Genomic DNA, 20,495 nt, shown 5'->3' with positions numbered 1-20,495 from the left:
GCAAGCGGCATGCCCGCAGGCGGCCCCCGATCAGCCCGGCGCGAGCGCGAAGGCCTCGGCCAGGAGCTCGTAGGAGCGGCGCTGCACCGCCGGGTCCCAGGTCCAGGTCACGATGACCAGCTCGTCGAGCGACAGCTCCTCGGCCAGGGCCAGCAGCCGGTCCCGCACCTGCGTGGCGCTGCCGACGAAGGAGCGCCGGCGCAGGTCCTCGGCCTGCGCGCGCTCGGCCGGCGCGTACTCGCGCTGGGCCTGCTGCGGCGGCAGCAGCGGGCCGAAGCGGCCGGTGAGCCGGTCGATGCGGGCGCGCTCGCGGCTGCGGAACTGGAACCAGGCCTCCTCCTCGGTCTCGGCCGCCAGCGCCCACAGGCACAACGTGGCGCGGGGGCGGTCGATGACGCCGGGCCGGAAGGTGGCGCGGTACAGGTCCAGCGCCTCGCGCGCGCCGTCGCCGTCGGTGATGAACCAGGCGAAGGCGTAGGGCAGGCCCAGGTGCGCCGCGAGCTGCGCGCCGTAGCCCGAGCTCCCGAGCATCCAGACCTCGGGCGCGGTGTCGGACATGGGCAGCATGTTGACGCCGTGGCCGGGGTGGCCCGGCGGCATGGCCTCGCCGTCGACCCAGGCCTGCAGCTCCATCACCTGGCGCGGGAAGTCGTCGCCGGTGCTGGCGGCGCTGCGCGGATTGAGCAGGCGCGCGGTGCGCATGTCGCCGCCGGGCGCGCGGCCCACGCCGAGGTCGATGCGGCCCGGGGCGAGCGCGTCCAGCACGCGGAACTGCTCGGCCACCTTGAACGGCGCGTAGTGCGGCAGCATCACCCCGGCGCTGCCGATGCGGATGCGGCGGGTGCGCGCGGCGATGGCGGCCATGAGCACCTCGGGCGCGGTGCCCACCAGGGCGGGGATGCTGTGGTGCTCGCTGACCCAGAAGCGCTCGTAGCCCAGCGCCTCGCAGCGCTCGGCCAGGGCCAGGGTATCGCGGATGGACTGGTCCTGGGGCTGGCCCACGCGGGCCACGGACTGGTCGAGGACGGACAGCTTGAGGGACGGCATGGCAACGCGATCAGATGAACCAGGCGGCGGCGAAGATGGCGGCGACGGCGAGGACGCCGAGCGCGACGCGCAGCGCCAGCCGGGCGAGCCCGCGCAGCGTCTGCCCGCGCACGGCGGCGGCCTGCCCCGGCGGGATGAACTGGGAGACCGGCCGCGGCAGGCGGTGCAGCAGGCGCTGGAAGGCCTCCACCGGGGCGGTGTTGCCCCGCAGCAGCATGCCGGCGGTATCGGCGTCGAGCGCGCTGCCCGGCACGAAGGCGGCCAGGCGCGCGGCGTAGAGGAAGACGGCGCGCGGCATCGACAGCACCACGGGCAGCCAGGTGCGTCCGCCCAGCGCGCCGCGCAGCTCGTGGAGGTACTCGGCCAGGGTGAGGTTCTTCGGGCCGACGAAGGCGATGGTGGCCACCGGCCGGGGCGGCGCCGCCAGCACGGCGAGGATGCCGGCCACCACGTCGTCCACGTGCACCGGGCGCATGGCCATGCCGCCCGCGCCGGGCAGGGCCAGCACCGGCAGCAGGGCCATCGTGTTGAACATCATGGCGCTGGAGCCGCCGGGGCCGTAGACCGCCGAGGGCTGGACCACGGCACCCGCCACGGGCAGCGCGCGCAGGATGTCGTCGGCGGCCTTCTTGGAGAGGTGGTAGCGGCTTTGCGCCTCGTCGTCGGCGCCCAGGGCCGAGACCTGGACCACCGCCTTCACGCCGGCCGCGGCCGCCGCCATGAACAGCTCGATGGGCGCGCGGGCATGCAGCGCCTCGAAGGACTGGCCGTTGCCCTCGCGCAGGATGCCCACCGCGTTGACCACGGCATCCACGCCCTGCAGGTGGGGCTGCCACCAGGCGGCGGCAGGCACGGACTCCAGGTCGGCCTGGAGGGCGCGCCAGGCGCCAGGGCCCAGGTCCAGCCGGGCCGGGTTGCGCACCGCGCACACCAGCTCGTGGCCCTGCGCCAGCAGGGCCCGCGCCAGGGCGCCGCCGATGAAGCCGGTGGCGCCGGTCATGAGGATTCGCACAGCCTGTCTCCCGGGGATTGGTTTGCGCGGCGAGTGTAGGCGGTGTCGCGCACGGGGCCGGTCGCCAGGGGCAATCGCCCGGCCGCCCTCTATGATCGCGCGGCCATGAACACTGCCTTCGCCCCCCTCCCCATCGCCGATGCCCTGGCCCGCGCCTGGCAAGGCGCCGACCGCCTCGCCAACGCCGAGGTGCCCGTGGCCGACGCGGCCCAGGCCTACGCCGTGCAGGACCAGCTGATCGCCCGGCTCGGCCCGGTGGCCGGCTGGAAGGTCGGCGCCGCCAACGACCAGGCCGAGCCGAACTGCGCGCCCCTGCCGGCCTCGGTGGTCGTGAGCCAGGGAACGCCGGTGGCCGTGCCGGCGCGCTCGCTGCGCGGCATGGAGCTGGAAGTGGCGGTGCGCCTGGGCGCCGACCTGCTGCCCGGCGACGCGCTGCTGCCGCCGGAGGCGATCGCCGCGGCCATCGACGCGGTGATGCCGGCCCTGGAGATCGTCGACACCCGCCTGGCCGAGGGCCGCAACGCCCCCGTGCCCGCCAAGCTGGCCGACCTGCAAAGCCACGGCGCGCTGGTGCTCGGCGCCCCGGTGAAGGCGGACCTGCGCGCGATCGACCTGCGCACCCTGCGCACGCAGCTGTGGTTCGACGGCCAGTGCGTGGCCGACACCACCGGCGGCCACGTGGCCCCCGACGTGATGCGCCTGATCGCCTGGCTGGCCCGCCACGCGCAGGCGCGCGGCCTGCCGCTGCGCGCCGGCCAGGTGATCACCACCGGCACCTGCACCGGCCTGATCCTGGCGCCGGCCGGCGCCCGCGTGGAAGGCGAGGTGGCCGGCCTGGGCCGGGTCGCCCTCACGGCCTGACCGGCGAACACGCAAGTTCCCCAATGCGCCGTGCCGGTGCGCGGCGCGACGCGCACCGGCTCCCGCTTGGTGCAGGGGCGCCGCTGAAGGACCGCGGCGCGCCCGCCCGAGGTGCACCAGCCTTGCATACAAGCTGGCACGCCTGATGCATACACGCTGGCCATGCCCCAGGCCAGCGACATCAGCGACCGCATCCTCGAAGCCGTCATGGCGCAGAAGCTGCCGCCCGGCTCCCGCCTGGGCGAGCAGCAGCTGGCGCTGCTGTTCGACTGCAGCCGCACCATCGTGCGCGAGGCCCTCACCGGGCTGGCCGCGCGCGGCATCGTCACCGTCAGCGCCCGCCGCGGCTGGTACGTGGTGGAGCACTCGCCCGAGGAGGCGCGTGAGGCCTTCGAGGCGCGCCGCGTCATCGAGACCGGCCTGATCCGCACCCTGCCCCTGCCCGACGCGCAGGCCCTGCGCACGCTGCGTGACCACATCGCCCGCGAGCAGGCCGCCGTGGCCGGCGCCGACGTGGGCCTGCGCAGCTTCCTGCTCGGTGACTTCCATGTCTGCCTGGCCGAGTGCCTGGGCAACGGCCTGCTGGCCGAGACCCTGCGCGATTTCACCGCGCGCACCACCCTCATCGCGATGCGCTGGCAGACGCCGGAGGACGCGGCCCAGTCGTGCGCCGAGCACGTGCAGATCGTCGAGGCGCTGGCCGCCGGCGACCGGGCCCGCGCCGAGGCGCTGATGGTGGACCACCTGCGCACCTGGTCGGCCAAGCTGCGCCCGCCCGAGGCGGCCGACCCGCTGGGCCGGCTGCGCGCCGCCCTCGCCCCCGTGAGCCCTGGGGCACAAGACTTGCATACAAGCAAGGCCGAACGAGTTTCCCCCCGCAAACCCCGGTCCGCCGGATCGACCTACCTCGGAGAAGTGCTATGACCCTGAACAAACGCCAATTCGCCCTGGGCCTGGCGGCCCTGACCCTGGCCGCCGCCGGCACCGCCCACGCGCAGTCCGCCCTGGACGACATCGTCAAGGCCAGGGAGATCAAGGTCGCCATCCCCACCGACTTCCCGCCCTACGGCTTCGTCGGCACCGACCTCAAGCCCCAGGGCCTGGACATCGACATGGCCCACTACATCGGCGCCAAGCTGGGCGTGAAGGTGGAACTGGTCCCGGTGACCAGCGCCAACCGCATCCCCTACCTGCAGACGAAGAAGGCCGACCTGGTGATCTCCACCCTGGGCAAGAACCCGGAGCGCGAGCGCGTGATCGACTTCACCGCCGCCTACTCGCCCTTCTTCCTCGCCGTGTTCGGCCCCAAGGCCGCCGCAGTCAAGGCGCCCGCGGACCTGGCCGGCAAGTCGCTCTCGGTCACCCGCGGCTCGGTGGAGGACATGGAGCTGACCAAGCTGGCCCCCTCGGGCGCCGAGATCCGCCGCTTCGAGGACAACAACGCCACCATCTCCGCCTACGTGGCCGGCCAGGTGCAGCTGCTCGCCGCCGGCGCGCAGGTGGCCGGCGCGATGATGGCCAAGAACCCGCAACTGGGCACCGAGTTCAAGTTCGTGCTGAAGGACTCGCCCAACTACATCGGCGTGGGCAAGGGCGAGGACAAGCTGCGCGCCAAGGTCAACGAGATCATCGCCGAGGGCAAGAAGTCGGGCGACCTCGACAAGATGGCCCTGAAGTGGCTGGGCCGCCCGGCCGGCGACCTGCCCCAGTAACGCGCCACGGACACCGCACGCATGCGCATCACGCTCGACTTCCTGGCCGTCCTCGAACAGTGGCCCCTGCTCGCCAGGGGCGTGGCCTGGACGCTGGCCCTCACCGCGATCGCCAGCCTCGTCGGCCTGGCCGTCGGCGTGGCCGGCGCCTGGGCCCGCCAGCACGGCCCGGCCTGGCTGCGGTGGGTCGTCGGCGGCTACGTCGAGGTGGTCCGCAACACGCCCTTCATCGTGCAGCTGTTCTTCGTGTTCTTCGGGCTGCCGGCGGCGGGCGTTCGCCTGTCGCCGGAGGCCGCCTCGGTGATCGCGATGATGATCAACCTCGGCGCCTACGCCACCGAGATCGTGCGCGCCGGCCTCGCGGCCACGCCGCGCGGCCAGGTCGAGGCGGCGGTGAGCCTGGCCCTCACCCGCACGCAGGTGTTCCTGCGGGTGGTGCTGCCGCCGGCGCTGCGCAAGGTGTGGCCCTCGCTGGTCAGCCAGATCATCATCGTCATGCTGGGGTCGGCCGTGTGCGGCCAGATCTCCACCGAGGAACTGAGCTACGCGGCCAACCTGATCCAGAGCCGCAACTTCCGGGCCTTCGAGTCCTTCATCATCGCCACCGCCCTGTACCTGGCGCTGGCCGTCGCCGTGCGCCGCCTCCTGAACTGGGCCGGCCCGCGCTTCATCTTCGGGCGGTGAACGCATGATCGAGTTTTCCCTCTGGGACATCCTGCGCAACCTGCTGCTGGCCGCGCGCTGGACCGTCGCCCTCTCCCTCATCGCCTTCGTCGGCGGCGGCCTGGTCGGCGCGCTGCTGCTGGTGGCGCGCCTGCGCGGCGGACGCGGCCTGCAGCGCGCCGTCGCCGGCTACGTGCAGCTGTTCCAGGGCACGCCCCTGCTGATGCAGCTGTTCCTCGCCTACTTCGGTATCGCCCTGTTCGGGATCAACACCTCGCCCTGGGTGGCGGCGGCTGTGGCCCTGACGCTGTACACCAGCGCCTTCCTCACCGAGATCTGGCGCGGCTGCGTGGCCGCGATCCCGCGCGGCCAGTGGGAGGCGGCGCGCAGCCTGGCGCTCGATTTCACCGAGCAGCTTCGCTGGGTGATCGGGCCGCAGGCGCTGCGCATCGCGGTGCCGCCCACCGTGGGCTTCCTGGTGCAGGTGGTCAAGGGCACGGCCCTGGCCTCGGTGATCGGCTTCGTGGAGCTGACCAAGGCCGGGACCATGATCACCAACGCCACCTTCAAGCCCTTCGTCGTCTACACCTGCGTGGCGCTGCTCTATTTCGCGCTGTGCTACCCCATCAGCCTGTACGCCCATACCCTGGAGAAGAAGCTTCATGCGGCCCATCGTTGACATCGCCGCCCTGCGCAAGTCGTTCGGACCGAACGAGGTCCTCAAGGGCATCGACCTGAAGGTCGCCCCCGGCGAGGTGATCGCCATCATCGGCAAGAGCGGCTCGGGCAAGAGCACCCTGCTTCGCTGCATCAACGGCCTGGAGACCTTCGACGACGGCGCCCTCACCGTCGACGGCCAGCCCCTGCTGCACGACAACCCCGCCGCCATGCGCGCGCTGCGACAGCGCGTGGGCATGATCTTCCAGTCGTTCAACCTGTTCCCGCACCTGAGCGTGGGCCGCAACGTGATGCTGGCGCCCACGCTGGTGAAGAAGAAGGACGGCGCCGAAGCCCGGGCCCAGGCGCGCAAGCTGCTCGCCCGCGTGGGCCTGGCCGAGAAGTTCGACGCCATGCCCGACCAGCTCTCGGGCGGCCAGCAGCAGCGCGTGGCGATCGCCCGCGCGCTGGCCATGGAGCCGGGGGTGCTCCTGTGCGACGAGATCACCAGCGCGCTCGACCCCGAGCTGGTGGGCGAGGTGCTGCGCGTGGTCGAGGGCCTGGCCGACGAGGGCATGACCCTGCTGATGGTCACGCACGAGATGAACTTCGCGCGCAAGGTCAGCGACCGCGTGATCTTCATGCACCAGGGCCGGGTGCACGAGATGGGCCCGCCCGAGGAGCTGTTCTCGCAGCCGCGCACGCCGGAGCTGAAGCAGTTCCTCTCCTCGCTGCACGACTGAGCGGCGGCGCGCCGCGTCCGTCGCGGGTGCGCGTGGCGCCGGGCCCTCGCCTCAGCGCATGAACAGCTTGTTGAACAGGATGCCGGCGACGAAGGCGACGCCCACCGCCGCCAGCGGGCTGGCCCGCACCTGCTCGCGGGCGGACTCGCTCCACTCCTGCTGCCAGTCCATCATGCGCTCGCTGCCGACGCCGATGGCCTGCTCCATCCGGTCGACGGCCTCGTGGGCCTTCTGGGCCACGCGCTGCACGCGCCCCTGCGCGTCGACCTCGGCCGCGCCGCCCGCCAGGCCCATGCCGCCCAGGCCGGTGGTGGCCGTGCCCGCCCCCGCGGACGCGCCACTGGCGGGGAAGGGGGATTCGCTGATGGGGTCATCGATCATGGAGCCTCCTGGGTGGTGGGTCTGGCCCGCCGGCACCGCGCCGGCGCCCGGCCCACTCTAGAAAGCCCAGCGATGCCGGCCTGTCCTCCGGCGGGCGCGCCCCCCTGTAGGACACGGCCGCTGACGGGCGTCTGCCGCGGCGCCCGGGGGTGCGCCGGGCCGCGGCCGGGTGCATCATGCGCGCATCGCCACGGAGGCCCCATGTCCCGCATGCACCGCCCGCACAGCCTGGAAACCGAATCCCATGCGCCCTCCACCGCCGAGCCGCGCAACGCCTTCCTCGAGGAGAAGGCGTTCAAGTCGCGCACGGTGCTGGTGTTCGGCGAGATCAGCGACGTGGCCGCCAGCGATGTCGCGCGCCGCCTGATCGCGCTGGACGCGGACTCGCCCGCCCCCATCGACATGTTCGTGAGTTCGCCCGGCGGCCACCTCGAGTCGGGCGACGCGATCCACGACATCATCCGCTTCATCACCGCGCCGGTGCGCATGATCGGCACGGGCTGGGTGGGCAGCGCCGCCACCCACCTGTACCTGGCGGTGCCGCGCGAGCGGCGCTTCTGCCTGCCCAACACCCGCTTCCTGATCCACCAGCCCTCGGGCGGCGCGGGCGGCCAGGCCAGCGACATCGCGATCCACGCGCAGGAAATCATCAAGGCGCGCGAGCGCATCGCCCGCACCATCGCGCGCGAGACCGGCAAGCCGCTGGAGGCGGTGATCGCGGACATCGAGCGTGACCGCTGGCTCTCGGCCGACGAGGCCATCGCCTACGGCCTGGTGGGCCGCATCATCAGCCACAAGACCGAGCTGAAGAAATGAGCCCCGGCCGGCTCGGCGATACTGCGGCCTTCATCGCCGCATGCAAACGTCCAGCTGGTTCACCCTCACCTTGGTCCAGACCGCCTTCGAGGCGGCGGCCACCCTCGCCTTCGCGCTGTCGGGCCTGGTCGAGGCCGTGCGCAAGCGCATGGACGCGGTGGGCGTGTGCGTGGTCTCGGGCCTCACCGCCTTCGGCGGCGGCACCATGCGGGACGTGCTGCTCGACCGGCGTCCCTTCTTCTGGGTGGAGCATGCCGGCTGGCTCTGGATCCTGCTGGGGCTGACGGTGGGCGCGATGGCCTTCATGCGCGCCCGCCACCTCTCCCCCACCCTGCGCGCGGCGCAGTGGCCCGACGCCATCGGCCTGGGCCTGTTCACGGCGCACGGCACGCAGATCGCGCTGGCCCAGGGCATGCCCGCGATCGTGGCGGTCCTCATGGGAATGATCACCGCGGTCTTCGGCGGGGTGCTGCGCGACATCGTGTGCAACGAGATCCCCAGGGCCTTCAGCGACCACCAGCCCTACGCGGTCTGCGGCTTCCTGGGCGGCTGGGTTCTGGTGGGCGCGCAGGCCTTCGGCGCCCCGGCCGGCGTGGCCCTGCTCGCTGGCGCCGCCACCGCCACCGGCCTGCGCGCCCTGGCGCTGGCCTCCGGCTTCACCTTGCCGCAGTGGCGCAGCGACTGAGATGACGAACGACCTGTCCGCCCTCCTCGCCGCCCCGGCCGGCGCCCTCACCGACGTCCCCGGCCTGGAGGCCGGCCACTTCACCGACGCGCGCGGGCCCACCGGCTGCAGCGTGGTGATCGCCCGCGGGGGCGCGGTGGCCGGCGTCGACGTGCGCGGCGCGGCGCCGGGCACCCGCGAGACCGACCTGCTCTCGCCCCTGAACACCGTGCAGCAGGTGCATGCGGTGCTGCTCACGGGCGGCAGCGCCTTCGGGCTCGACGCCGCCTCGGGCGTGGTGCGCTGGCTGGAGGGCCGCGGCATCGGCCTGCCGGTGGGCCCGGTGCGCGTGCCCCTCGTGCCGGCGGCGGTGCTGTTCGACCTCGGCGTGGGCGACCCCGCGGTGCGGCCCGACGCCGCGGCCGGCTTCGCGGCCTGCGAAGCGGCCGGCCCGGGGCCGCTGGCCGAGGGCTGCGTGGGCGCCGGCGCGGGCGCGACGGTGGGCAAGGTCTTCGGGCCGCAGTTCGCCATGAAGGGCGGCATCGGCACCGCCTCGGTCCGCCTGGGCGGCGTGACGGTGGGCGCCCTGGTGGCCTGCAACGCCATGGGCGACGTGGTCGACCCGGCCACCGGCCGCCTGGTCGCCGGCGCGCGCACGGCCGACGGCGCCGCGCTGCGCGACACCCGCCGCGCGCTGCTCGCGGGCGAGGCCCCGATGGCGATGCTCGCCGGCACCAACACCACGATCGGCATCGTCGCCACCGACGCCGCCCTGGACAAGGCCCAGGCCACCCGCCTGGCCCAGGCCGGCCACGACGGGCTGGCGCGCACCATCAACCCGGTGCACACCGTGGCCGACGGCGACACCCTGTTCGCCCTGGCCACCGGAAAGGCCGCAAGCCACCCCGGCATGCTGGTGCTGTCGGTGATGGCCGCCGAGGCGGTGGCCCGGGCCACGCTGCGCGCCGTGCTGGCCGCCAAGGGCCTCAATGAAAAAGGGCTGCGGTTGCCCGCAGCCCTCGATCTCTGACAGCGCTGGAAGCCTGAAGCGGCTTACTTCAGCGCCTTGTAGCGAACGCGCTTGGGCGCGGCGCCTTCTTCACCCAGGCGGCGCTTCTTGTCGGCCTCGTACTCCTGGTAGTTGCCGTCGAAGAACACCCACTGGCTGTCGCCTTCGGCGGCCAGGATGTGGGTGGCGATGCGGTCCAGGAACCAGCGGTCGTGGGAGATGACCAGCACGCTGCCGGCGTACTCCAGCAGCGCGTCTTCCAGGGCGCGCAGGGTTTCCACGTCGAGGTCGTTCGACGGTTCGTCCAGCAGCAGCACGTTGCCGCCGGCGATCAGGGTCTTGGCCAGGTGCAGGCGGCCGCGCTCACCACCGGAGAGCATGCCCACCTTCTTCTGCTGGTCCCCGCCGTTGAAGTTGAAGCGGCCGCAGTAGGCGCGGCTGGCCATCTGGAACTTGCCCACGTTGAGGATGTCCAGGCCGCCGGAGACGTCTTCCCACACGGTCTTGTCGTCGGACAGGGCATCGCGCGACTGGTCGACGTAGGCCATCTTCACGGTCTGGCCGATCACGACCTCGCCCGAGTCCGGCTTCTCCTTGCCCGCGATCAGCTTGAACAGCGTGGACTTGCCCGCGCCGTTGGGGCCGATGATGCCGACGATGGCGCCAGCCGGGATGTTGAAGCTCAGGTTGTCGATCAGGACGCGGTCACCGAAGGACTTGGTGACGTTCTTGAACTCGATGACCTGGGTGCCCAGGCGCTCGGCGACGGGGATGAAGATTTCCTGCGTCTCGTTGCGCTTCTGGTATTCGTAGTCGCTCAGCTCCTCGAAGCGGGCCAGGCGGGCCTTGCTCTTGGCCTGGCGGCCCTTGGGGTTCTGGCGCGCCCACTCCAGTTCCTTCTTCATGGCCTTGGTGCGGGCGTCCTCGGTGCGCTGCTCCTGCTCCAGGCGGGCTTCCTTCTGCTCCAGCCAGGTGCTGTAGTTGCCCTTGTAGGGAATGCCGTGGCCGCGGTCCAGTTCCAGGATCCACTCGGCGGCGTTGTCCAGGAAGTAGCGGTCGTGGGTGATGGCGACCACGGTGCCGGGGTAGCGCTGCAGGAACTGCTCCAGCCAGTCGACCGATTCGGCGTCCAGGTGGTTGGTGGGTTCGTCGAGCAGCAGCATGTCGGGCTTGGACAGCAGCAGCTTGCACAGGGCGACGCGGCGCTTCTCACCGCCGGACAGCAGGCCGATCTTGGCGTCCCAGGGCGGCAGGCGCAGGGCGTCGGCGGCGATCTCCAGCTGGTGCTCGGAGTCGGTGCCGGAGGTGGCGATGATGGCCTCCAGGCGGGCCTGCTCGGCGGCCAGGGCGTCGAAGTCGGCGTCGGGCTCGGCGTAGGCGGCGTAGACCTCCTCGAGCTTGGCCTTGGCGGTGTTCACCTCGCCCAGGGCCTCCTCGACCTCCTGGCGGACGGTGTTCTCCGCGTTCACCTGCGGCTCCTGCGGCAGGTACCCGATCTTCAGGCCGGCCATGGGGATGGCCTCGCCCTCGATCTCCTTGTCGATGCCGGCCATGATCTTCAGCAGCGTGGACTTGCCCGAGCCGTTCAGGCCCAGCACGCCGATCTTGGCGCCGGGGAAGAACGACAGCGAGATGTCCTTGAGGATCTGCCGCTTGGGCGGGACAGTCTTGCTGACCCGGTTCATGGAATAGACGTATTGCGCCATGTGCTTCTCGTAGCCTGTGATGTTCGAAACTGGGGACCGTGCAGGCCCCTGCAAGGGGCCACCGGCGATGCGCCGGGCCGGCGTGGCGGCCCGCGGAAAACCCCTGATTATCAGGCCGCCGGGCCGGGAACGCCCCGCACGCCGGCGATCCGTGCGACAATCCGCGCTGTCCACGCATCCAGTTGGCGTGGCGCCGGCATTCCTGCCGGGGACGGTGCGGCCTTCCACCCAGCGAACCTGCCGCCAGCTCCCAACCCTGAAACGATCTGCCCCCTGACTGGCTCGGTCGCCTTCCTTGGCACCGTTCGGGCCGATCCCTTGCGCCATGGATACAGGCGCACCCATTCATGAATTTCGAAGAACTCCAACTGGCACCCGCCATCCTCCAGGCCGTGCGCGAACAGGGCTACGAGACGCCCACCCCCATCCAGGCCCAGGCCATCCCGGCCGTGCTCGAGGGCCATGACCTGCTGGCCGGCGCCCAGACCGGCACCGGCAAGACCGCGGCCTTCACCCTGCCGCTGCTGCACAAGCTCTCCAAGGGCCACAGCAAGACCAACAAGTTCGGCAAGGACGGCATCGCCGCCCTGGTGCTCACGCCCACGCGCGAGCTGGCCGCCCAGGTGGAGGAGTCGATCCGCCTGTACGGCAAGTACCTGCCGCTGACCTCCACCGTCATCTTCGGCGGCGTGGGCATGAACCCGCAGATCGACCGCATCCGCAAGGGCGTGGACATCCTGGTGGCCACCCCCGGCCGCCTGCTGGACCTGGCACAGCAAGGCCACCTGGACCTGACCACGGTCGAGATCCTGGTGCTGGACGAAGCCGACCGCATGCTGGACATGGGCTTCATCCACGACGTGAAGAAGGTGCTGGCCCTGGTGCCGAAGGACAAGCAGAGCCTGCTGTTCTCCGCCACCTTCAGCGACGAGATCCGCGACCTGGCCAATGGCCTGCTGAAGAACCCGCAAAGCATCCAGGTCACGCCGCGCAACACCACGGTGCAGCGCATCACCCAGGTGGTCCACCCGGTGGGCCGCACGAAGAAGAAGGCGCTGCTGGCGCACATCATCCAGACCAACGACTGGAGCCAGGTGCTCGTGTTCACCCGCACCAAGTTCGGCGCCAACCACGTGGCCGAATTCCTCGAGAAGAACGGCATCACCGCGATGGCCCTGCATGGCAACAAGAGCCAGGGCGCGCGCACCCAGGCGCTGGCCGGCTTCAAGAGCGGCGAGATCCGCGCCCTGGTGGCCACCGACATCGCCGCCCGCGGCATCGACATCGACGACCTGCCGCACGTGGTGAACTACGAGATCCCCAACGTGCCCGAGGACTACGTCCACCGCATCGGCCGCACCGGCCGCGCCGGCAAGGAAGGCCAGGCCGTGAGCCTGGTGTGCCTCGATGAAGAAGGCTTCATGCAGGAGATCGAGCGCTTCACCAAGCAGCAGATCCCGGTGCAGCCGGTGGAGGGCTTCGGCCCCGAGGAAGGCGAGCGCGCCGAGCCCATCGCCATGGGCCGCCAGACCATCTGGGGCGGCGCCGGCAAGCCGCCGAGCCGCGAGGTCATGGCCGCGGCCGCCAAGGCCGCGCGCCAGGAGATGATGGAGCGCATCCGCACCAACAAGGCCGGCAACGGCGGCGGCCGTGGCGGCCAGAAGGCCCGCGGCGACGGCCAGGGCGGCGGTGACGGCCAGCCCCGCCCGCAGCAGGCCAAGCCCCAGCAGGGCCCGCGCCAGGGCGGCAACGGCGGCAACGGCGGCCAGGGCCGTCGCGGCCATGGCGGCGGCGGTCACGGTGGCCAGGGTGGCCAGGGCAACCGCTCGCAGCAGCCCCGCCGCTTCGACGACGACGCCCAGCCCCGCGCCGGCGCCCACCAGAAGAACAGCCCCTTCGTGCTGCGCGACGCCGAGCATGTGAAGCGCGGCAACGACGGCCAGCCCGACCCGCTGCGCACCAGCGTCGACAGCATGGGCGGCCGCGGCCGCCGGGGTGGCGGCGGCGGCGGTGGCGGTGGCCGTGGCGGCCGCAGCGGTGGCGGCGGTGGCGGCTTCGGCGGCAACAAGGGCGCCTGGCGCTGAGCGAGTCGGACCTGACGAAAAAAAGGGGCGCGAGGCGCCCCTTTTTCATTGCGGTGGAGGGTTTCGCGCCGGCATGGACCGCCGGCGCCCCGGTCCCGTCACTCCGCCACCATCTTCGCCTTCTTGACGATGGCGCCCCAGCGGGCCAGGTCGGCCTTGATCTGGGCGCCGAACTCCTCCGACGTGTTGCCCACCGGCTCCAGGCCGGCGGCGATGTAGCGCTCACGGTACTGCGGGCTCTCGACCACGGCCTTGATGTTGCGCTGGAGCTGGTCGACGATGGCCTTGGGCGTGCCGGCGGGCGCCAGGATGCCGAACCACGAGTTCAGGTCGAAGCCGGGCACGCCCTGCTCGGTGAAGGTGGGCACGTCGGGCAGGGCGGCCGCGCGCTTGGGAGCGGAGACGCCCAGGGCCTTCATCTTGCCCGACTGAATGAAGGTGACGGCCGTGCCGACCGCCGTGTAGACCATCTTCACGTGGTCGCCCATGACGGCCGTCATGGCGGGCGCGCCACCCGAGTAGGGAATGTGGCGCAGGTTGATGCCGAACTGCTGGTTCATCATCTCGCCGGCCGCGTGCGGCGTGCTGCCGACGCCCGTCGTGGCGTAGTCCAGGAAATTGGGCCGGGCCTTGGCCAGGTCGATCATCTCCTTCACGTTCTTCACCGGCAGGTCGTTGTTGGCCACCAGGATCAGCGTGGAATCGGCGATCTTGCTGACCGGCACGAAGTCCTTCAGGGTGTCGAAGTTGGCGCTGGGAAAGACCCAGGGGTTGATGGTCAGGGTGCCGTCGTAGCCCAGGAGCAGCGTGTAGCCATCCGGCTTGGCCTTGGCGACCGCCCGGGTGCCGATGTTGCCCGTCGCGCCCGGCATGTTCTCGACGAGGACCTGGGTCTTCAGGCGTGCGGTGAGTCCTTCGGCCAGCAGCCGCGCCGACAGGTCCGACGAGCCCCCCGGCGCATAGGGCACGATGATCTTGATGGGCTTGTTGGGGTACCCGTTGGCCTGCGCCAGTGATCCCAGCAGGAGGAGCGCCGAGGCGACGGCGATCTTGAGTTTCTTCATGGTGGCTTGTCTCCGTCTCTTGTTTTGTAGGGCCGTGCTGCACACGCGGCCGGGCAAGTATGAAGAAGCACCCTTGCGAAAGTTCGGATACCAGATATGCGTCTCGCGCCGAAGTCGAGACTGCGGTGCGCGGGCAAGAATGACGCGGCGTGGCCCGTCCCCGGCGAGCCGCAACCCCTTCCAGCCCCATGCACGCCTTCAACCCCTCATACAAGAAAGCGAATTTCCCGCATGTCCGCCCCGACTGGCTCGCGCTGCGCCGCGAGGCGGTGCTGGACCCCGGGCAGCGCATCGTGGATTCCCACCACCATTTCTGGGATGAGGAGTCCTCGCCCTACCACGCCGGCGACCTGCTGGACGACCTCCAGGCGGGCCATGCCGTCGAGGCGACCGTCCTGGTCGAGTGCAAGGCGCGTTACCGGGCGCAGGGCCCGGAGCACCTGCGCCCGGTCGGCGAGACCGAGTTCGCGGTGGCCCAGGCGGAACTCGCCGCCCGACGGGGCGTGGCCCTGTGCCAGGGCATCGTGGGCTGGGCCGACCTGCAGCTGGGGGCCCGGGTCGAGGAGGTGCTGCAGGCCCATGCCGAAGCCGGGAAGGGCCGCTTCCGCGGGATCCGGTGCCGCGCAGCCTGGAGCGACCACCCGGCGCTGGCGGGCCCGGCCGACGGCCCGCCGCGCGGGATGCTCCTGGACCCGGTGGTACAGGCGGGGGTGAGGACGGTGGGCCGCCTGGGCCTGAGCCTGGACCTGTGGGTCTACCACACGCAGCTGGACGACGCGATCCAGCTGGCCCGGCACTGCCCGGACACGCCGATCGTGCTGAACCATGTCGGCGGCCCCCTGGGCATCGGCCCCTTCGAAGGTCATCGCGCCGAGGTCTTCGCGGCCTGGCGCGAGGCCATCGCGGCTCTCGCGAGGCACGGCCATGTCTGCGTCAAGCTCGGTGGCCTGGGCATGCCCCGCGCGGGCTTCCCCTTCGCCTCCACCGACGTTCCGGTGTCGTCGGAGGAACTGGCTGCGGCCTGGCGGCCCTACCTCGAGACCTGCATCGAGGCCTTCGGCCCCGGGCGCTGCATGTTCGAGAGCAACTTCCCGGTGGACAAGGGCGTGTGCAGCTACGGCACGCTCTGGAATGCGTTCAAGCGGGTGGCCGCAGCCTGCTCGCAGGACGAGCGCCAGGCCCTGTTCCTCGGCACCGCCAGGCACTTCTATCGGCTCTGAGGGAGCGCGCGCCCCCCGTGACGTCGGGGACGACGGGAAGCGGCGGCACCGGCGCCGTCACACGGCGGCGGTGTCCTCCAGCGCGTGGTGGAGCGCGAGGGTTCCCAGGCAGGCCCTCGCCACCTCGATGCCCTTCTTGACGAAGTGCTCCGAGAAGAAGCGCAGGTGGTCGTCGTGGTCATGGAAGTCCCGCGGCGTCAGGACGGCCGACATCACCGGCACCTCCGTGTCGAGCTGGATGCGCATCAGCGCATCGATGACCGCGGTGCTGACGAACTCGTGCCGGTAGATGCCGCCATTGACGACCAGCCCGATCGCGATGATCGCGTCGTACCGCTGGCGGGTGGCCAGCTTCTGGGCGAGGAGCGGGATCTCGAACGCGCCGGGAACCTGGAACAGGTCGACCTGCTCCCGCGGCACCCCGTGGCGCTCGAATTCCGCCAGCGCGCTGTCGCGGGCCCGGTGGACGATGTCGGCGTGCCACGACGAGCAGAGGATGGCGAGACGCACCGGGCGTTCGATCGTGAGAGGCGGGCGAGGCTGGTCCATGGCCCGGTCAGACGCCCTTGATGGCGGCGGCGCGCGAGTCGGGGCCGCTCTCCGCCTTCCAGTCGCCGGCCAGGGGAATGTCCAGGCCCAGGTTGCCGCGCAGGGTGTCGCTCTCGTACGCGGTGCGCACCAGGCCGCGCTTCTGCAGCTCGGGCACGACCATGCGCACGAAGTCCTCGTAGCTGCCGGGCATGTGGGTGGGCGAGAGCACGAAGCCGTCGCAGCCGCCTTCCTTGAACCACTGCTCCATCTCGTCGGCGATCGTCTTGGGCGAGCCGATGAAGACGTTGAACTCGCGCAGTCGGGCGCGCTTGGAGTACTCGACGAAGTCGCGGACCGAGGGATTCTTCTTGCCCGACAGGGCGACCACCCGGTCACGGAAGGTCTGCCAGCCGGAGATGCCGGCCATCTCCTCGTCCGAGAAGGGCGCGTCCAGGTCGCGGGTGGAGAAGTCGGTGTTCAGGACCTCGCAGATCAGCGTCAGGCCATCGATCGGCTTGGCCAGGGCGTCCATGTACTCGAACTTCTGGCGGGCGATCTCGTCGGTCTCGCCCACCACCACGTGGCAGGCGGTCGCGATCCGCACCTTGGCCGGGTCGCGGCCGGCGGCGGCGACGGCGGCCTTCATCTCGGCATATTGCTTCTTGGCCAGGTTCAGGTTGGGGTAGACCACGAACAGCAGCTCGCCCCAGCGCGCCGCGAAGGCCCGGCCGCGGCCGCTCTGGCCGGCCTGGATCAGCACCGGCTGGCCCTGCGGCGAGCGCGGCACGGTGAAGGGACCGCGCGACTTGAAGAACTCACCCTGGTGGTCCAGCCGCTTGACCTTCTCGGGACGGGCGAATTCGCCGGTCTCCTTGTCCTGGACCAGCGCGCCCTCCTCCCAGGTGTCCCAGTGGCCCAGGGTGGTCTCCAGGAACTCGTCGGCGCGGTCGTAGCGCAGGTCGTGCTCCAGGTGTTCGTCCTTGCCGAAGTTGGCGGCCTCGGAGTCGTTCAGCGAGGTCACCACGTTCCAGGCGGCGCGGCCCTTGCTCATGAGGTCGAACGTGGCGAAGGTGCGGGCCACGTGGTAGGGCTCGTAGTAGGTGGTGGAGTAGGTGGCGCCCAGGCCGAGGCGGGTCGTCACCGCGGCCATGGCGGACAGCACCACCAGCGGGTCGAGCTTGATGGCGCGCACGCCGGCCGCGACCGTCTGCGAATGGTCGCCGGAGTAGATGTCCGGCATGGCGAGGCGGTCGTCGAAGAAGGCCATGTCGAACATGCCGGCTTCCAGCGTGCGGGCGATGGACTGGTAGTACTCGGGCGTGAGATAGCCGGGGTCGCTGCCCACATGGCGCCAGCTGCCCGGGTAGGTGGAGCAGTTCTGCGCCTGCAGGAAGCCGATCAGGCTCATCTTGCGGTCTTGGGTCATGGAGGTCTCTTGCGGGGGTGTTCTCGGGGCGAGGGGAGGTTCGAAGGGCGCCGGTCAGACCGGGATGTCGACCTCGAGGAGGGGCGCATGCTGCTGCGCGCCGTACACGTCGCTGTCGCCGAAGGCGCCGGCGGGGATGAGCCGCGGCAGGGTGGCCTTGAAGGCCCGCGCCGGCGGGTACGGCATGAACAGCACCTGCGACTCCTCCACGTGGTAGAGGCGGGCGAACAGGGCGGCGCTCAGGATGCCGGTGGCGGCGACGCGCTCGAAGAGTTCGTCCGAGCCGAAGATCACGTCGATGGTCAGCTCGAAGGGGCCGGCGTTCTTGCTCTTGCAGACGCTGGCGAGTTCACGGATGCAGGTCATGGCTGGCCTTTCACGTCGGCGTATTCGATGGGGAACAGGTGGTACGGGTCTTCGGCGTCGACGATGTGATAGACGCTGAACTCGTAGCTGGGCCCCAGCTCCACGTCGGCCGGCGAGAACGGGATGGCCATGTTCCCCTCCTTGCACAGGCGGCCGGGGAAGTCGGCGTGCAGCATGGTGGTGCGGGAGATGGCGACGACGGCGTTGGCGACCTCCTGCGTCGGCGCCATCGCCTCGATGATGAAGCTCAGCTCATGGGCCGCGGTGGCCTTCAGCGGCTCGCGCTCGCCCATCACGCCATTCAGCCCGTAGCAGCGGATCGCCAGCTGGTAGCCGCCCGCGGGGACGCCGAAGTTGCGGGTCTTCTCGTCGACGATGGCGCGGACCCGCACCAGGTAGTCGTCGATGCCGCGAATCAGCACCGGGTCGCGGGTGGCGCACATGGCGATGGCCCGGAAGCCCACGCGCTGCACGCCTTCCATCTTCACGGTGTAGACGTCGGCGGGGTGCCACTTCATGCCGCTGACGCGCACGATGCGATCGGTCAGCTGCTCGAACCGGCACTCCGAGGTGTCGAGCATGCCGCCCGGCTCGTAGTGGTGGATGGCGCTGGGGTTCTCGTGCAGCGCGAAGTTGGCCACCGAGAGGCGGGTGCAGGCCTGCTCCGGGTTGGTCGGCTCGAGGTCGATGTAGTCCCGGTGGACGCGGGCCAGCAGGCAGCCGTCGCGCTTGGGCGCGGCGGGCTCGGCGCCGCACTCCAGCATCTTCCCGGCGTACCAGCCCATCTCGGGCGGCAGGCCGGCGCGCTGGACGCCCGCGGCCCAGATCGACGGGTCGGTCGCGCGGCCCGCCAGGACCACCTGCGCGCCGCCTTCCAGGGCGCTCATGATGGGCTCGGGGCCCATCAGGCCGACGATGCGCTCGGCGTCATCGACCTGCTGCGCGGTGAGGGGCGGTCGCTGCGACGCCGGCTTGACCTTGCCCGCGGCCAGCTGGCGCTTGATGAAGCCCTTGTCCTGCTCGGAGTGGATCAGGGCCAGCTTGAAGTCGAGCTTTTCCTCGCGGGCGATCTCGCGCACGAGTTCGGCCATGAACTGCAGGTGCGGCTCGCCGCCGGCGCCGCCGCAGGTGCTGATCACCACCGGGATGCCGCGCGGCACGGCCGCCAGCAGCATCAGGCGGGTGTCGCGCTTGATGGCCAGGCGCGAGCAGAAGGGCTTGCCCGCGCCGAGGTAGTAAGGGCCGGGGTCGGTGCTGCCGGCGTCCGCACCGATCAGGTGCGGGTTGGCCTCCATGCCTCGCTGCAGCGCGATTTCAGGAAAGCCGTACCCCAGGATCGAGGTGACCGCCAGCAGGCGGACTTCCTTGTCCGTCGTCTTGTCTCTTGTGGGATTCATTGCATCAGGCTGTGGGCGAAATAAGAGTGCGGTAACTATCCCGCGGGCGCCCGGCCCGGACAATGAATAACAGGTATCAGTGCTATGCTGCCGCCGCCCAAGGCCCCCCCCTTTCCCGGCCATGACGGCCGGTGTCTCCCGCCTCTCGTTCCATGGACCTGCGCCAGCTTCGCTATTTCATCGCCATCGCCTCCTCCGAGAGCCTGTCGCGCGCCTCGACCCTCGTCGGCGTCACCCAGTCCGCCCTGACCCGCCAGCTGCAGCTGCTCGAAGAGGAGCTCGGCTCGCCCGTGCTGCGTCGCACGGGCCACGGGGTGGCGCTGACCGAGGCCGGTGAGCGCTTCCTGAGCCTGGCGACCGACATCGTGGACCGCGCCGATGCGGCCGTGCACGAGATGCAGGCGCTGCGCAAGACCGCCGCCGGCAGCGTGGTGCTGGGGATCCCGCCCATGCTCGCCGAATTCCTGCTCGTGCCCCTGGTCACGCGGTTCAACGAGGACTTCCCGGCGGTGTCGCTGCGGGTGCGGGACGCCGTCAGCGGCTACGTGCTCGAATGGCTGGTGACCGGCCAGGTCGACGTGGCGGTGATCTACAACGCGCCCAAGCGGGCCAAGCTGGCGCTGGACACCCTGATCTCCGACGAGCTGATGCTCGTTGGCGCGGCGGGCCATGGCGTGATGGACACCGACGCGCCCATCGACCTGGCCGAGGCCCTGAAGCTGCCCCTGGTGCTGCCCAGCCCGCTGCACGGCCTGCGGGAAGTGATCGACTCGGCCGCCGCCGATATCTGCGCACGGCCCAACGTGACGCTGGAGATCGACGGCATGAACTCCCTCATCCGCTTTGCGGAAGAGGGGTACGGCTACACCTTCCTGCCCTACGGCGCGGTGGCCCACCTCGTGTCGCGCGGCCTGCTGAGCGTGCGTCCCATCGTCAACCCGACGATTCCCAGCGTGCTGTCGGTCGCCATGTCGACCAAACGGCCCGCCACGCCGGCCATGAAACAGCTGTTCCGCTGTGTGCGCGAGGAGGTCGGCAAGCTGCTGGAGGCGCAGGTCTGGCAGTTCCGCCCCCCCGCCCGGGGCGAACGGGAGGCGGCGGGTCGATAACTGCTATGCATTTCTCGCTCGGGGCCG

21 protein-coding genes are annotated in these 20,495 nt (G+C 71.1%); 12 read left to right on the top strand and 9 right to left on the bottom strand.

All coding sequences use genetic code 11. From position 1 onward, the window contains the following. Positions 1–30: 30 nt before the first annotated feature. Together ACFQZY_RS05715 and ACFQZY_RS05710 are read right to left on the bottom strand one after the other, a co-directional pair. On the bottom strand, positions 31–1,047 hold the full coding sequence (locus ACFQZY_RS05715; RefSeq protein WP_377413723.1) for an LLM class flavin-dependent oxidoreductase: 1,017 nt from the start codon (positions 1,045–1,047) through the stop codon (positions 31–33). Positions 1,048–1,057: 10 nt separating this feature from the next. Beyond that, the gene (locus ACFQZY_RS05710) at positions 1,058–2,059 is read right to left on the bottom strand and encodes an NAD(P)H-binding protein (protein WP_377413720.1); all 1,002 of its coding nucleotides are present in this window, start codon (positions 2,057–2,059) and stop codon (positions 1,058–1,060) included. A gap of 105 nt (positions 2,060–2,164) precedes the next feature. On the opposite strand from ACFQZY_RS05710, the gene ACFQZY_RS05705 reads away from it, so the two are divergent. From ACFQZY_RS05705 to ACFQZY_RS05680, 6 genes are all read left to right on the top strand, one after another. After that, positions 2,165–2,920 (top strand): 2-keto-4-pentenoate hydratase, encoded by a 756-nt coding sequence (locus ACFQZY_RS05705; RefSeq protein ID WP_377413718.1) that lies wholly within the window; start codon positions 2,165–2,167, stop codon positions 2,918–2,920. A 162-nt stretch (positions 2,921–3,082) separates the two neighbouring features. Continuing rightward, positions 3,083–3,844 (top strand): GntR family transcriptional regulator, encoded by a 762-nt coding sequence (locus tag ACFQZY_RS05700; protein ID WP_377413717.1) that lies wholly within the window; start codon positions 3,083–3,085, stop codon positions 3,842–3,844. Next, entirely contained in the window at positions 3,841–4,632 is a 792-nt protein-coding gene (locus ACFQZY_RS05695; RefSeq protein WP_377413715.1) for a transporter substrate-binding domain-containing protein, read from the top strand. The genes ACFQZY_RS05700 and ACFQZY_RS05695 overlap by 4 nt, the downstream gene beginning before the upstream one ends. Before the next feature lie 21 nt (positions 4,633–4,653). Continuing rightward, positions 4,654–5,316 carry an amino acid ABC transporter permease gene (locus ACFQZY_RS05690; protein WP_377413712.1) on the top strand — a complete coding sequence of 221 codons (663 nt, stop codon included), beginning with the start codon at positions 4,654–4,656 and terminating at the stop codon, positions 5,314–5,316. A gap of 4 nt (positions 5,317–5,320) precedes the next feature. Next, a complete protein-coding gene (locus ACFQZY_RS05685; RefSeq protein ID WP_377413710.1) occupies positions 5,321–5,974 on the top strand; it encodes an amino acid ABC transporter permease in 654 nt (217 codons plus the stop codon). Beyond that, positions 5,958–6,695 carry an amino acid ABC transporter ATP-binding protein gene (locus tag ACFQZY_RS05680; protein WP_377413707.1) on the top strand — a complete coding sequence of 246 codons (738 nt, stop codon included), beginning with the start codon at positions 5,958–5,960 and terminating at the stop codon, positions 6,693–6,695. Before ACFQZY_RS05685 ends, ACFQZY_RS05680 begins: the two co-directional genes overlap by 17 nt. A 51-nt stretch (positions 6,696–6,746) precedes the next feature. Here the strand turns inward: ACFQZY_RS05680 and ACFQZY_RS05675 are convergent, their stop codons facing one another. Continuing rightward, positions 6,747–7,076 carry a hypothetical protein gene (locus ACFQZY_RS05675; protein WP_377413705.1) on the bottom strand — a complete coding sequence of 110 codons (330 nt, stop codon included), beginning with the start codon at positions 7,074–7,076 and terminating at the stop codon, positions 6,747–6,749. A 201-nt stretch (positions 7,077–7,277) separates the two neighbouring features. Between ACFQZY_RS05675 and ACFQZY_RS05670 the strand changes: the two genes are divergently transcribed. The 3 genes from ACFQZY_RS05670 to ACFQZY_RS05660 are packed head-to-tail and all read left to right on the top strand — an operon-like array spanning position 7,278 to position 9,586. After that, complete coding sequence (locus ACFQZY_RS05670; RefSeq protein WP_377413703.1) at positions 7,278–7,892, top strand: ATP-dependent Clp protease proteolytic subunit; 615 nt, start codon at positions 7,278–7,280, stop codon at positions 7,890–7,892. Positions 7,893–7,932: 40 nt separating this feature from the next. After that, positions 7,933–8,577: a trimeric intracellular cation channel family protein gene (locus ACFQZY_RS05665; RefSeq protein WP_377413701.1), complete on the top strand. Its 645-nt coding sequence runs from the start codon at positions 7,933–7,935 to the stop codon at positions 8,575–8,577. A 1-nt stretch (position 8,578) separates the two neighbouring features. Beyond that, on the top strand, positions 8,579–9,586 hold the full coding sequence (locus tag ACFQZY_RS05660) for a P1 family peptidase (RefSeq protein ID WP_377413698.1): 1,008 nt from the start codon (positions 8,579–8,581) through the stop codon (positions 9,584–9,586). 23 nt (positions 9,587–9,609) lie between these two features. On the opposite strand, the gene ettA is transcribed toward ACFQZY_RS05660, so the two are convergent. Further along, complete coding sequence (gene ettA / locus ACFQZY_RS05655) at positions 9,610–11,271, bottom strand: energy-dependent translational throttle protein EttA (protein WP_377413695.1); 1,662 nt, start codon at positions 11,269–11,271, stop codon at positions 9,610–9,612. Positions 11,272–11,618: 347 nt separating this feature from the next. On the opposite strand from ettA, the gene ACFQZY_RS05650 reads away from it, so the two are divergent. Beyond that, positions 11,619–13,355 (top strand): DEAD/DEAH box helicase, encoded by a 1,737-nt coding sequence (locus ACFQZY_RS05650; protein WP_377413692.1) that lies wholly within the window; start codon positions 11,619–11,621, stop codon positions 13,353–13,355. Between the two features lie 98 nt (positions 13,356–13,453). Here the strand turns inward: ACFQZY_RS05650 and ACFQZY_RS05645 are convergent, their stop codons facing one another. Next, complete coding sequence (locus ACFQZY_RS05645) at positions 13,454–14,419, bottom strand: Bug family tripartite tricarboxylate transporter substrate binding protein (RefSeq protein ID WP_377413690.1); 966 nt, start codon at positions 14,417–14,419, stop codon at positions 13,454–13,456. A gap of 188 nt (positions 14,420–14,607) precedes the next feature. On the opposite strand from ACFQZY_RS05645, the gene ACFQZY_RS05640 reads away from it, so the two are divergent. Next, on the top strand, positions 14,608–15,639 hold the full coding sequence (locus ACFQZY_RS05640; protein WP_377413687.1) for an amidohydrolase family protein: 1,032 nt from the start codon (positions 14,608–14,610) through the stop codon (positions 15,637–15,639). 57 nt (positions 15,640–15,696) lie between these two features. Here ACFQZY_RS05640 and ACFQZY_RS05635 read toward each other — a convergent pair whose 3' ends face one another. From ACFQZY_RS05635 to ACFQZY_RS05620, 4 genes are read right to left on the bottom strand one after another with little or no spacing between them, the layout of a single operon-like run. Next, positions 15,697–16,188, bottom strand: coding sequence for a 6,7-dimethyl-8-ribityllumazine synthase (locus tag ACFQZY_RS05635; RefSeq protein ID WP_377413684.1), 492 nt, complete (start codon positions 16,186–16,188; stop codon positions 15,697–15,699). A 7-nt stretch (positions 16,189–16,195) separates the two neighbouring features. Then, positions 16,196–17,596, bottom strand: coding sequence for an LLM class flavin-dependent oxidoreductase (locus ACFQZY_RS05630; RefSeq protein WP_377413681.1), 1,401 nt, complete (start codon positions 17,594–17,596; stop codon positions 16,196–16,198). A 54-nt stretch (positions 17,597–17,650) separates the two neighbouring features. After that, complete coding sequence (locus ACFQZY_RS05625) at positions 17,651–17,962, bottom strand: DUF4387 domain-containing protein (protein ID WP_377413678.1); 312 nt, start codon at positions 17,960–17,962, stop codon at positions 17,651–17,653. Further along, positions 17,959–19,359, bottom strand: a complete 1,401-nt coding sequence (locus ACFQZY_RS05620; RefSeq protein WP_377413675.1) for an acyclic terpene utilization AtuA family protein — start codon at positions 19,357–19,359, stop codon at positions 17,959–17,961. The genes ACFQZY_RS05625 and ACFQZY_RS05620 overlap by 4 nt, the downstream gene beginning before the upstream one ends. A 152-nt stretch (positions 19,360–19,511) precedes the next feature. Here ACFQZY_RS05620 and ACFQZY_RS05615 point away from each other — a divergent pair, with 152 nt between their 5' ends. Continuing rightward, on the top strand, positions 19,512–20,468 hold the full coding sequence (locus tag ACFQZY_RS05615; protein WP_377413672.1) for a LysR family transcriptional regulator: 957 nt from the start codon (positions 19,512–19,514) through the stop codon (positions 20,466–20,468). Positions 20,469–20,495 lie beyond the last annotated feature (27 nt).

The sequence above is a fragment of the Ramlibacter sp. GCM10027632 genome, from assembly GCF_042675325.1.
Classification (GTDB): Bacteria; Pseudomonadota; Gammaproteobacteria; order Burkholderiales; family Burkholderiaceae_C; genus Ramlibacter.
Note: the sequence above shows the minus strand (reverse complement) of the source record. Positions and strands in the feature narration are given on the sequence as shown.

Excerpts from the sequence above, each read along its gene's own strand:
- ACFQZY_RS05690 (WP_377413712.1), top strand. The coding sequence starts at position 4,654 with ATGCGCATCACGCTCGACTTCCTGGCCGTCCTCGAACAGTGGCCCCTG.
- ACFQZY_RS05715 (WP_377413723.1), bottom strand. The coding sequence starts at position 1,047 with ATGCCGTCCCTCAAGCTGTCCGTCCTCGACCAGTCCGTGGCCCGCGTG.
- ACFQZY_RS05615 (WP_377413672.1), top strand. The coding sequence starts at position 19,512 with ATGGACCTGCGCCAGCTTCGCTATTTCATCGCCATCGCCTCCTCCGAG.
- ettA (WP_377413695.1), bottom strand. The coding sequence starts at position 11,271 with ATGGCGCAATACGTCTATTCCATGAACCGGGTCAGCAAGACTGTCCCG.
- ACFQZY_RS05695 (WP_377413715.1), top strand. The coding sequence starts at position 3,841 with ATGACCCTGAACAAACGCCAATTCGCCCTGGGCCTGGCGGCCCTGACC.
- ACFQZY_RS05680 (WP_377413707.1), top strand. The coding sequence starts at position 5,958 with ATGCGGCCCATCGTTGACATCGCCGCCCTGCGCAAGTCGTTCGGACCG.
- ACFQZY_RS05705 (WP_377413718.1), top strand. The coding sequence starts at position 2,165 with ATGAACACTGCCTTCGCCCCCCTCCCCATCGCCGATGCCCTGGCCCGC.
- ACFQZY_RS05675 (WP_377413705.1), bottom strand. The coding sequence starts at position 7,076 with ATGATCGATGACCCCATCAGCGAATCCCCCTTCCCCGCCAGTGGCGCG.
- ACFQZY_RS05645 (WP_377413690.1), bottom strand. The coding sequence starts at position 14,419 with ATGAAGAAACTCAAGATCGCCGTCGCCTCGGCGCTCCTCCTGCTGGGA.
- ACFQZY_RS05630 (WP_377413681.1), bottom strand. The coding sequence starts at position 17,596 with ATGACCCAAGACCGCAAGATGAGCCTGATCGGCTTCCTGCAGGCGCAG.
- ACFQZY_RS05640 (WP_377413687.1), top strand. The coding sequence starts at position 14,608 with ATGCACGCCTTCAACCCCTCATACAAGAAAGCGAATTTCCCGCATGTC.
- ACFQZY_RS05625 (WP_377413678.1), bottom strand. The coding sequence starts at position 17,962 with ATGACCTGCATCCGTGAACTCGCCAGCGTCTGCAAGAGCAAGAACGCC.
- ACFQZY_RS05660 (WP_377413698.1), top strand. The coding sequence starts at position 8,579 with ATGACGAACGACCTGTCCGCCCTCCTCGCCGCCCCGGCCGGCGCCCTC.
- ACFQZY_RS05700 (WP_377413717.1), top strand. The coding sequence starts at position 3,083 with ATGCCCCAGGCCAGCGACATCAGCGACCGCATCCTCGAAGCCGTCATG.
- ACFQZY_RS05685 (WP_377413710.1), top strand. The coding sequence starts at position 5,321 with ATGATCGAGTTTTCCCTCTGGGACATCCTGCGCAACCTGCTGCTGGCC.
- ACFQZY_RS05670 (WP_377413703.1), top strand. The coding sequence starts at position 7,278 with ATGTCCCGCATGCACCGCCCGCACAGCCTGGAAACCGAATCCCATGCG.
- ACFQZY_RS05620 (WP_377413675.1), bottom strand. The coding sequence starts at position 19,359 with ATGAATCCCACAAGAGACAAGACGACGGACAAGGAAGTCCGCCTGCTG.
- ACFQZY_RS05665 (WP_377413701.1), top strand. The coding sequence starts at position 7,933 with ATGCAAACGTCCAGCTGGTTCACCCTCACCTTGGTCCAGACCGCCTTC.
- ACFQZY_RS05635 (WP_377413684.1), bottom strand. The coding sequence starts at position 16,188 with ATGGACCAGCCTCGCCCGCCTCTCACGATCGAACGCCCGGTGCGTCTC.
- ACFQZY_RS05650 (WP_377413692.1), top strand. The coding sequence starts at position 11,619 with ATGAATTTCGAAGAACTCCAACTGGCACCCGCCATCCTCCAGGCCGTG.